Origin of the sequence: Enterovibrio coralii, from assembly GCF_001559595.1 — a bacterium.
Taxonomy (GTDB): Bacteria; Pseudomonadota; Gammaproteobacteria; order Enterobacterales; family Vibrionaceae; genus Enterovibrio; species Enterovibrio coralii.
The window spans coordinates 1-10,561 of the sequence record NZ_LNTY01000028.1 but is presented as its reverse complement, the minus strand read 5'-3'; the positions used below and the strand labels follow the sequence as shown (position 1 = coordinate 10,561).

The window sequence follows — 10,561 nt, the reverse complement described above, 5'->3', positions numbered from 1 at the left end:
ATTAAGTTGCGAGCAACGCTGCTACCTTACTAAAACACTGCACCGTAATCACCAAACAAGTTGAAAACGAAAGTGCCGAGCGTTGCGAATCAGCTTGAATTGCTTGTTATAAGCCGACATACGTCCCCCACCAAGGGAGAAATTTTGCGATTGACGTACTCATAGAAACTGCTATGAGAAAAAACAGCCCAAACACAAACATAGGGTACATGGTAAAGTTTGTTTTAAAACCGAAATACTTTTGCTCTAGACCCATAAGTATTATTTTAGCCTTCTCGTCGGACTTAGCTTTAGCTCTCAACTGTTGTATTTCATGAGGAAAATACTGGGAACCGCTAATCCTTACAAAGAACATTACAATCAAAGAAAGCACTGCGTTTATCGTTGGTGATTCAGTTCCCATGCACGCTATCGCCAGAGTAAAAGATAGCAAACCAATACCAGTATTTAGGAAATTTGCCCAAAGCTTAAATTGTTCGCTAACCTGTTCAATATACTCATTTGTTAGTTCTATTTTTTCCAATCAACATCTCCTTATCGCTATTTCTGAGCAGGCTTATAACGCCCGCAATAAGGTGTGCCAACACTGAACCAGCCAAGCACGCCGAACTACATACCAAAACCGCCGAGTGTAACGCATCACCTTGATTGCATTGTTAAGCGATTTCTATTGAAATACGTTTACCAATGTAACTCCACACCTTTTGATGTAACCAGCATTGCTAAAGTTAATCACTGCACTTTTTAATATGCTAAAAATCATTTCAACTTTATTACTTCCTATATAAATATCATCTTTAGAGAAGGCTATAATTTGACAGCTTTTATCAATTAACTTTGGTTTAATAAAGGAATACGAAGGATAAGGAAACAATTCCTCTATAGTGCTTTTATAACCCCCTATCGGACTTATAAAGACAATCTCATAAGGGCACTTTATCTTGTATTGCCAACGACGGTACCCTAATTCTGATTTTTCAACAACAATTGGGGATAAATGCGTTGGGAATATATCAAAAGCCATCTCCTCATACAGGCCAATAGCATAATATATCTTATCACGCATAACTTTCGATACCATATTTTGGGTTATACACGATAACTTTGCTTGATAAGCTCTCGACTATTTCTGAAAACAATTCGCTTGATGCATATGTATTAGGTATAAATATTTTCTCCACATATTCATAAGCTAGCCGGTAGCCTTTTCGCAAACAAAACTCAAACATGCATAGATGAGGGCTATTTGAACTACTTATTACTTCAAAAACACTAGAATCAAAAGCATTCTCGATCACTTTCAATGAGTGTTCAGAGTAAGTATGTAGTTTCATCATCTCAAGGGAAGCCGGATTATTACTTATACCACTGATAATGCTGCTAAATTTATTATAATCACATTTTGCACTATCAACAAAATCTGTGATACTCCTATTGACTTTAATAAACCCGAACTCAACACCACCAATGTCTATGGGGCTCCCATATATAAAGAATTCCTTATTATCAGTTAAGAACTTATAATTAAGCTCAACAATAACCGTACCTCTTAATGTGGGAGGATCTAATATAGGGTTACCTAGAGAGAAATAATCATTACGCTCTATGATAGAGCCATTAAAACTTAAGATATCAATCTTATTGAGAGTTAGTATTTTCGAAATCGATATCATTTATCTTTTCTTTTTTGTCCACTTTTAGCTAGTTTTTGCCATTCATGATTGGCAACATTAAGTATTGTTTGCATCTGATTAAAATAATCTTCAACATCTTGAAGTTTAATTTCATATGTTTGCCTGTCATCCTGTTCTAATTTCTTCCTGATTTTTATAGCAGCACTAAGTTCTCTCAATGAGCATACGGTGCTTATTTGAGAAGCAAGGCGTTCATGAAACATAAACTGACTTAAAAACAAACCAGCCAAACTACTCATTGCACTAACAGCAATAGCTATAAAAGCTAACATATCAATATTCAATTTCGAATTTATAGCTATAAGCGCAGTTGTCACTGAAGAAAAAACAGCCTGGAAAATAACTAGATAGTTATTGTATCTCTTTAGTTTAAAGCGACGAGAATTAAAGTCAGAAATTCTCACTTCAATTTGTTGTTCTACCTCAATTAATGATGATAGTTCTTTAGTTTCCATAAATTAGTATCCATAAACATTCTAAAATCGCTTAACAGTGTATTAGATGACAAAATGTCCTGTTTAAACACGACATTTTGTCTTTTAATAACAGATGCACTGACTCTACCACTGACTAACATCTTGTTTTCATTAAAATACCTTCAAATGCACAAAACCGCGATGTGGTAAACGGACAAAATGTCTTTTTTGTTGCATCAGTATCAAACAAACCAATGCTGTATAAAAAACAGCACTGATAACCAACAATGAAATCTCTCTTTCTTAATGCAATTCAAGAAATGATGTACACCAAACAGTACTCTAATAAGACTGTTAAATCCTATATCTATTGGATTGCTGACTTCATTCGTTTTAACGGCATGACACATCCCGCTAAAATGGGAAACGAAGAGGTAGAGCATCACCTTAGTTTTCTCGTAAATAAAAAAGATGTGTCTGCGAATACTCAATCTGTAGCACTAAACGCGCTGGTTTTTCTATACCGAGATTTCATTAAATCACCGCTATCCGTATCCCTTGATTTTGTATCGAGCAAAAGAAAACAGAAATTGCCTGTTGTTTTGACGCATAGTGAAGTTAAAGCATTGCTTTCACAATGCCCTGCCAACCACTACTTACCTTACGCATTAATGTACGGAAGCGGTTTGCGATTAATGGAATGTATGAGGCTACGTGTAAAAGATATTGATTTCAATTATTGCTGTATAAAAGTTTTCGATGGTAAAGGCGCAAAAAATCGCATTGTTACTTTGGCACCAGAACTCACTCTCAAACTAAAAGATCAAATCTCTAACGTCCAACGCATACTGCAACACGATTTAGCCAACCCCCTCTATGAAGGCGTATGGATGCCGCATCGGCTCAGAATTAAGTATGCTTCTGAACGTCGCAGATTGTTGTGGCAGTTCTTGTTTCCTTCACCCAAGCTTAGCGTTGACCCAGAAACGGGTGTCATCAGACGTCATCATATTCATGAAAAACAAGTTCAACGCTCACTACGAGAATGTGCTAGAAAGGCAAACATCCCAAAGCACGTAACGCCACATACCTTGCGTCACTCTTTCGCCACCCATCTATTGCAATCAGGTGCAGAGATTAGAACGGTTCAGTCTCAACTTGGTCACTCAGATGTACGAACAACGCAAATCTATACGCATATTCTTCAAAATGGGGCTAACGGCGTGAAAAGTCCTTTATCTGCGATTTAGTCACGCTACCGCCCCTAGACGCATGCCCAGTACCACAATCTTTTGTTGATGGTATCCAATTGGGCTTTTAAATTGGCTTGGCTATGAACAAATTTGGGCGTAATTCAAAGAATTACACAACGATCACCACCTCCATAGGAGGTGGTTTAAGACTGACAAAAAAAAACCGCAGTCGGTGCTGCGGTTTTTTGTGATTTCAAAGTCAGGAATTAGCCTTCCATTTCAGCGATTTTCACTTTCCACGTGTCTGGGCCGATTTGGTGTGCATTATCGCCGCGTGAATCAACAGCAACGGTCACTGGCATGTCTTCTACTTCAAACTCGTAGATAGCTTCCATACCCAAATCTTCAAATGCGACCACGCGTGCTTTCTTGATCGCTTTCGCCACCAAGTATGCTGCGCCGCCAACGGCCATCAGGTAAACCGCTTTATGCTGTTTGATGGATTCAACCGTTGCAGGGCCGCGCTCTGCTTTACCAATCATGCCCATGAGACCTGTTTCATCGAGCATCATGTCGGTGAACTTGTCCATACGGGTTGAGGTTGTGGGGCCAGCAGGGCCAACGACTTCGTCGCCTACTGCATCAACAGGGCCTACGTAGTAAATGAAACGACCGTTGAAATCGACTCCATCTGGCAGGCCTTCCCCGCTCTTCAACATTTCTTGAATGCGTTTGTGTGCTGCATCACGACCGGTCAGGATTTTGCCTGACAGCAGAACTGTTTCGCCCGTCTTCCACTCTTGCACATCTTCTTTAGTGATGTTGTCGAGGTTGACGCGACGCACGTTTTCACCCACTTCCCACGTCACTTCTGGCCACTCTTCCAATTTTGGTGGCTGAAGGTCCGCTGCACCTGAACCGTCCAGTTCAAAGTGAACGTGACGCGTTGCTGCACAGTTCGGGATCAAACAAACAGGTTTAGATGCTGCGTGTGTTGGCGCGGTTTTGATTTTCACATCAACAACCGTTGTAAGACCGCCAAGGCCTTGCGCACCAATACCCAGTTTGTTAACGCGGTTGAAGATATCCAGACGAAGCTCTTCTTCTGCGTTTTGTGGACCACGGTCGATCAGCTCTTGAATGTCGATGTGTTCCATCAGTGATTCTTTCGCCAGTACCGCCGCTTTCTCTGCCGTACCACCGATACCAATGCCCAACATACCTGGAGGACACCAGCCTGCGCCCATGGTTGGCAGGGTTTTCTCAACCCATGCTGCCACGTCGTCAGATGGGTTCAGCATGACCATCTTGGTTTTGTTCTCAGAACCGCCGCCTTTCGCCGCGATTTGGAATTCGACTTTGTCACCCGGCACCATGTTGATGTGCACAACGGCTGGGGTGTTGTCTTTGGTGTTTGAACGTTTGCCAGCCGGATCAGCACTACCGAGGCACGAAGCGGGTTATCCGGGTTGTTGTACGCACGGCGAACACCTTCATCAACCATTTCTTGAACGGTCATGTCGCTTTCCCACTGAACATTCATACCAATGTTCACGAAACAGGTCACGATGCCCGTGTCCTGACAGATTGGGCGTTTGCTTCAGCAGACATACGAGAGTTGATAAGGATTTGCGCGATCGCATCTTTCGCGGCTTGGCTTTGCTCTTTGTTGTATGCCTTTTCAAGGGCTTGAACAAAGTCGATAGGGTGATAGTAAGAGATATACTGCAGAGCGTCAGCGACACTGTCGATGACGTCTTCCTTACGAATGACAGTCATAATTGCCTCTTTAATTGTTATGTTTCCTTGGCGCTACCTGAATGTAGGGTTCTGGTAGAGCTTCCAGTATGTTTTCTAAATCAAAAAAAACAGTTCTAAAGACAGCGCAGTCATGCCCTGCCTTTTCGTATCCTTACGCATAGAGTAAACGAATTAGCGGGGTTTGCGCATTCTGTGAGGCACAACAAATTTGTCACTCATCGCCATAAAACCTGCGAATATGATACTCTTACGGCACATTTAGTGCTATTGAGCACATCAATGCCGATCACAAAAACACGAAAATGACCGAATCGAGACGTATGCCAATCACTCTGCAGTTTCTTGAGTACTCTCCAACAGCACTCACGTCCCTATTTTCCCGCATTCAATCGCAACCTTGGGCGATGATGCTTCAATCTGCCGCGGAAAATCATCCTGATAATCGGTTCGATATTCTGGTTGCTGATCCCATCGCAACCTTATGCAGTGAGAACGGCGTCAATACCACCGATTTCCGAGACGGAAACAAAGCCGTTTCTGAGTCTGATCCGTTTGAGGAATTGCGTTCGCTGCAACACGCCTTGCTTCCTGAAGTTCCAACGATTTCACCGTGGCCATTTCTGGGCGTGCCTTGGGCTATTTCAGCTACGACTTAGGCCGTCAGGTAGAAACCTTGCCAGAGCTGGCTATTTGCGATGTGGATATTCCAGATATGGCGGTCGGTATTTATGACTGGGCGTTGATAGCTGATCATGCGGAACAAAAGATTGTGTTGATCCAGCCAGAAGGCCAAAACCGCTTGGCGTGGATTGATACCTTTGCCTCTGGCGACGCTTCGCCATTCTCGTTAAAAGGTGACTGGCAGGCAAACATGACGCCAGAGACCTACACCGAGAAGTTTGACCGTGTTCAGGCCTACCTAAAATCGGGCGACTGTTACCAGATTAACCTCGCGCAACGTTTTAACGCGCCTTATGAAGGTAGCGAGTGGGACGCCTATGAAAAGCTGGCTACGGTTAACGGCGCGCCGTTCTCAGGCTTCCTTCGTCTAGACAACGCGGCGATTTTGTCAGTATCGCCTGAGCGCTTCTTGCAACTGCATGGTCGCGAGATTGAAACCAAGCCCATTAAAGGCACAAGACCACGCAGCAAGGATGCCAAAACTGACGCTGCAAATGTTGAAGATCTGTTGAATGCGGAGAAGGATCGTGCGGAGAACCTGATGATCGTTGACCTTCTGCGCAATGATATTGGCCGTGTGGCCTCGCCGGGTTCGGTAAATGTGCCTAAACTTTTCAATGTTGAGACATTTCCTGCAGTCCATCACCTAGTCAGTACTGTAACGGGCACACTGGCAGAGGATAAACACGCAAGCGACTTGCTTCGCGCCTGTTTTCCGGGTGGTTCAATCACTGGCGCACCGAAAGTGCGTGCAATGGAAATTATTGAAGAATTGGAGCCGCACCGCCGAAGCGTTTACTGTGGCAGTATTGGTTACCTAAGCCGCTGTGGCACCATGGATACCAGCATCACGATTCGTACGCTCGTGTGTCAGAACAACCAGATTTTCGCGTGGGCAGGCGGTGGCGTGGTCGCTGACAGCGAAGCGAGATCTGAATATCAGGAAACGCTCGACAAGCTGAGTAAGATCCTGCCGACATTGTCATCATAAAGACGCAAGGCTTGCGATGGCGATAGCTTCAAAATGAACAAACAGTAAAAGGATTTCATGTCAGGGACGATATCAAAACTCACCAATCCTAGTGCGCAACTGACGATGTACTCGCGTCAGAGCCCTATGCGTCCCCTGTCCCGCCATTGGTTAACGCAGCGGTTCAGCTTGAGTCCAGCATTCCACTACGATAATAAAGTCATCCAGCGCGCCAAAGACGCCATGAAACGCCAAGCCGATGCAGAATATCGCCCCGCGGCAGTGGCCATTGCGTTGGCAGAGCGAAACGGCGAACTACAGGTATTACTCACCAAGCGCGCGATGCACTTGAAACACCACCCGGGGCAAATCAGCTTTCCGGGCGGTAAAGTCGAAAACACTGACACGGATATCGTGGAAACCGCCATCCGCGAGATGGAAGAAGAGATTGGCGTAACGGCAAAACGTGAAGATTTGTTGGGGACGCTTGCGCCGCTTCCTACTGTCAGCGGTTACCTTGTCACGCCAGTGATTATGTTTGTCGATGCAGACTACCACCCTGTCATCGACAGTAACGAAGTGGACAGTCTGTTTGAAGTACCACTTGCTCAATTTTTAAGACGTGATGCAATCACAAAGCAGCCTTTTCTAGTCCGCGGAAATACCTACCACATTTACGCAATGTGCTTCGAACAGCACCTGATTTGGGGTGTTACAGCACAAATCCTTCATGCCCTCTCCCAGCAACTTTCACTCAACTAAATTTTAATATCTAAACTTTTTTTAAAGACATTAAACATGTTTTTTAAACCCTAAAAAATGTGTGCGCACTGAGAGCAATTAATTCAGTGGCACGGGTTTTTAATGCCACAAAAAGTGATCTCAATCACTGTTTTCAATGTAAATATGGCAACAATACGCACCAGTTCCTGATCCGTTTCGTATTTTTATTGGTAAACCATCAATGACAACACAATCCACAACGACAACCAGCGCTGACAAAATGAAGTGGTCTGCGCAAGACACTACCTGGATGCTATCTCTGTTCGGAACCGCAGTAGGCGCAGGTATTCTTTTCCTTCCAATCAATGCGGGCCTTAATGGATTCTGGCCGTTGGTTGCTCTGGCTGTGCTAGTAGGTCCTATGACTTATTTCGCACACCGTGGCTTGGCACGTTTCGTACTGTCTTCTAAGAAGCCAGGTAGCGATATCACTGAAGTAGTAGAAGAGCACTTCGGCGCGACTGCGGGTAAACTTATCACTCTGCTTTACTTTTTCGCGATTTACCCAATCGTTCTGATTTACGGCGTTGGTATCACTAACACCGTTGACTCTTTCATGGTTCACCAACTAGGCATGGAATCTCTGCCACGTTCAGTTCTGTCTATCATCCTTATCATGGGTATGATGTCAGTCATGCTGGCGGGTGAGAAACTGATGCTGAAAGTGACTCAATTCCTGGTATACCCACTGGTAGCAATCCTGCTGTTCATGTCTATCTACCTGATCCCAGACTGGAACACGTCAGCACTGCAACAAATCCCAACCATGGGTGACTTCTGGACCACTATCTGGATTTCTATCCCAGTACTGGTTTTCGCGTTCAACCACAGCCCTGCGATCTCTGCTTTCTCTATGGCACAAACTCGCAGCTACGGTGAAAACGCTGAGCGTAAATCAAACCAAATCCTGTTCCGTACTGCGGGCATGCTGCTTGGTTTCGTTATGCTGTTCGTATTCTCTTGTGTTCTGAGCCTGACGCCTGCTGACCTAGTAGAAGCAAAAGCACAAAACCTGGCGGTTCTGTCTTACCTGGCTAACAAGCACGAAAGCCCATTCATCTCTTACTTGGGTCCAATCGTAGCGTTCGTTGCAATCGTTTCTTCTTTCTTCGGTCACTACATGGGTGCTCGTGAAGGTCTAAACGGTCTGATCATCAAGCAACTGCGTTCACGCAACAAAGAAGTAAACCTGAAGAAAATCGACATGTTTACTGTTGCGTTCGTGATTATCACAAGCTGGATTGTTGCAACCATTAACCCAAGCATTCTGGGTATGATCGAGTCACTGGGTGGCCCAATCATCGCGACTATCCTGTTCATCATGCCGATGTACGCTATCAAGAAAGTACCTTCCATGCAGAAGTACGCGGGTAAAGCAAGCAACGTGTTCGTGACAATCATGGGTCTAGTTGCAATTTCTGCAATCATGTACGGTTTCGTATCGTAATAATTCGTGTAGAATACAGTTAAATAAAAGAGCAAGGATACGCTTAACGTCCTTGCTCTTTTTTGCTTTCCAAACTCGGACGAGGGAGCCCTCCCCGCCCGAATACTGGTCGCCTCCACGGATGGATGAAAACGAAAAAATGAATCCAAATGCTCGCTCTCAGTAAATAGCGGGCATTGACTGAGGTATGACAAATGATCAGCGTTTTTGACATTTACAAAATCGGTGTTGGCCCTTCTAGTTCTCACACTGTTGGTCCAATGAAAGCCGGTAAATCTTTCATCGACGATCTGCGCAGCATGGACAAACTGCGTGACGTAACTAAGATCACCGTTGATGTTTACGGCTCTTTGTCACTGACGGGTAAAGGCCACCACACTGATATCGCCATCATCATGGGTCTGGCAGGTAACTCTCCTGAACACGTAGATATCGATAGCATTCCGGGCTTTATCGCACGTGTAGAAGAGACCGAGCGTCTGCCAGTTGGCATGCACTGCCACACTGTTGATTTCCCACGCGACGGTGGTATGAACTTCCATACTACTAACCTGCCACTGCACGAAAATGGCATGTCTATCCACGCGTGGATCGGCGAAGAGAAGGTTTTCTCTAAAACTTACTACTCAATCGGCGGTGGTTTCATCGTTGATGAAGAGAACTTTGGCAAAGAAGACGAAAACAAAATCAAAGTTCCTTACGAGTTCAACAGCGCAGAAGAACTGCTGAACCACTGCAAAGAGACTGGTCTGTCTATCAGCGCAGTAGTGATGGCAAACATGCGTGCAATGCACTCTGAAGACGAAATCCAAACTTACTTCGGTAACGTTTGGCGCACCATGCGTGAGTGTCTGGATCGCGGTATGAGCAACGAAGGCGTGCTGCCTGGTCCTCTGCGTGTTCCACGCCGTGCAGCAGCACTTCGCCAACAACTGATTGCATCTGAAAAGTTTTCTAATGACCCTATGGCAGTGGTTGACTGGGTTAACATGTTTGCTTTCGCGGTAAACGAAGAAAACGCAGCAGGCGGCCGTGTTGTTACTGCTCCGACGAACGGCGCATGTGGCATCATCCCAGCGGTTCTGGCGTACTACGACAAGTTCATCCAAAACGTTGGCCCACGTGAATACATGCGTTACTTCGCGGTATCAGGTGCTATCGGCGGTCTATACAAGCAAAACGCATCTATCTCTGGTGCAGAAGTAGGTTGTCAGGGCGAAGTTGGTGTTGCGTGTTCAATGGCTGCAGCAGGTCTTGCTGAGCTGATGGGCGGTAGCCTCAGCAAGTATGTATCGCTGCGGAAATCGGCATGGAGCACAACCTGGGTCTGACGTGTGACCCTGTTGCAGGCCAAGTACAGGTTCCATGTATCGAGCGTAACGGTATTGCTGCAATGAAAGCAATCAACTCTACGCGTATGGCACTGCGCCGCTCTTCTGAGCCACGCGTATCTCTGGACAAGGTAATTGAAACCATGCTGGAGACTGGCAAAGACATGAACGCTAAGTACCGTGAGACCTCTCAAGGTGGCCTAGCAATCAAAGTGATTTGCTAATCTACGCTGAATACGCATAAAAAAGAAAACCGCCTAGATGGCGGTTTTCTTTTGCCTTTAA

Annotated in this window: 7 protein-coding genes and 3 pseudogenes; 5 read left to right on the top strand and 5 right to left on the bottom strand. The window is 45.0% G+C overall.

The genetic code is table 11. From position 1 onward, the window contains the following. Nucleotides 1-106: 106 nt before the first annotated feature. The 4 genes from ATN88_RS08785 to ATN88_RS08770 form a co-directional block, all read right to left on the bottom strand. On the bottom strand, nt 107-523 hold the full coding sequence (locus ATN88_RS08785; protein ID WP_067414322.1) for a hypothetical protein: 417 nt from the start codon (nt 521-523) through the stop codon (nt 107-109). 144 nt (nt 524-667) lie between these two features. Continuing rightward, nucleotides 668-1,066 (bottom strand): hypothetical protein, encoded by a 399-nt coding sequence (locus tag ATN88_RS08780; RefSeq protein WP_067414318.1) that lies wholly within the window; start codon nt 1,064-1,066, stop codon nt 668-670. Next, nucleotides 1,059-1,673, bottom strand: a complete 615-nt coding sequence (locus ATN88_RS08775) for a hypothetical protein (protein WP_067414315.1) — start codon at nt 1,671-1,673, stop codon at nt 1,059-1,061. The genes ATN88_RS08780 and ATN88_RS08775 overlap by 8 nt, the downstream gene beginning before the upstream one ends. Beyond that, entirely contained in the window at nt 1,670-2,149 is a 480-nt protein-coding gene (locus tag ATN88_RS08770) for a hypothetical protein (protein WP_067414312.1), read from the bottom strand. The genes ATN88_RS08775 and ATN88_RS08770 overlap by 4 nt, the downstream gene beginning before the upstream one ends. A gap of 248 nt (nt 2,150-2,397) precedes the next feature. Here ATN88_RS08770 and ATN88_RS08765 point away from each other — a divergent pair, with 248 nt between their 5' ends. Continuing rightward, complete coding sequence (locus tag ATN88_RS08765; RefSeq protein ID WP_067414308.1) at nt 2,398-3,360, top strand: integron integrase; 963 nt, start codon at nt 2,398-2,400, stop codon at nt 3,358-3,360. Nucleotides 3,361-3,569: 209 nt separating this feature from the next. Here the strand turns inward: ATN88_RS08765 and ATN88_RS08760 are convergent. Then, nucleotides 3,570-5,082 (bottom strand): annotated as a pseudogene (locus tag ATN88_RS08760) (fumarate hydratase). 302 nt (nt 5,083-5,384) lie between these two features. Here ATN88_RS08760 and pabB point away from each other — a divergent pair. From pabB to ATN88_RS08740, 4 genes and pseudogenes are all read left to right on the top strand, one after another. Further along, nucleotides 5,385-6,736, top strand: a pseudogene (pabB, locus tag ATN88_RS08755) (aminodeoxychorismate synthase component I). Nucleotides 6,737-6,793: 57 nt separating this feature from the next. Further along, on the top strand, nt 6,794-7,477 hold the full coding sequence (locus ATN88_RS08750) for a CoA pyrophosphatase (RefSeq protein ID WP_067414305.1): 684 nt from the start codon (nt 6,794-6,796) through the stop codon (nt 7,475-7,477). A gap of 202 nt (nt 7,478-7,679) precedes the next feature. Then, on the top strand, nt 7,680-8,945 hold the full coding sequence (locus ATN88_RS08745) for a serine/threonine transporter (RefSeq protein ID WP_067414302.1): 1,266 nt from the start codon (nt 7,680-7,682) through the stop codon (nt 8,943-8,945). A 194-nt stretch (nt 8,946-9,139) separates the two neighbouring features. Further along, nucleotides 9,140-10,500 (top strand): annotated as a pseudogene (locus ATN88_RS08740) (L-serine ammonia-lyase). The last annotated feature ends 61 nt before the right edge of the window (nt 10,501-10,561 follow it).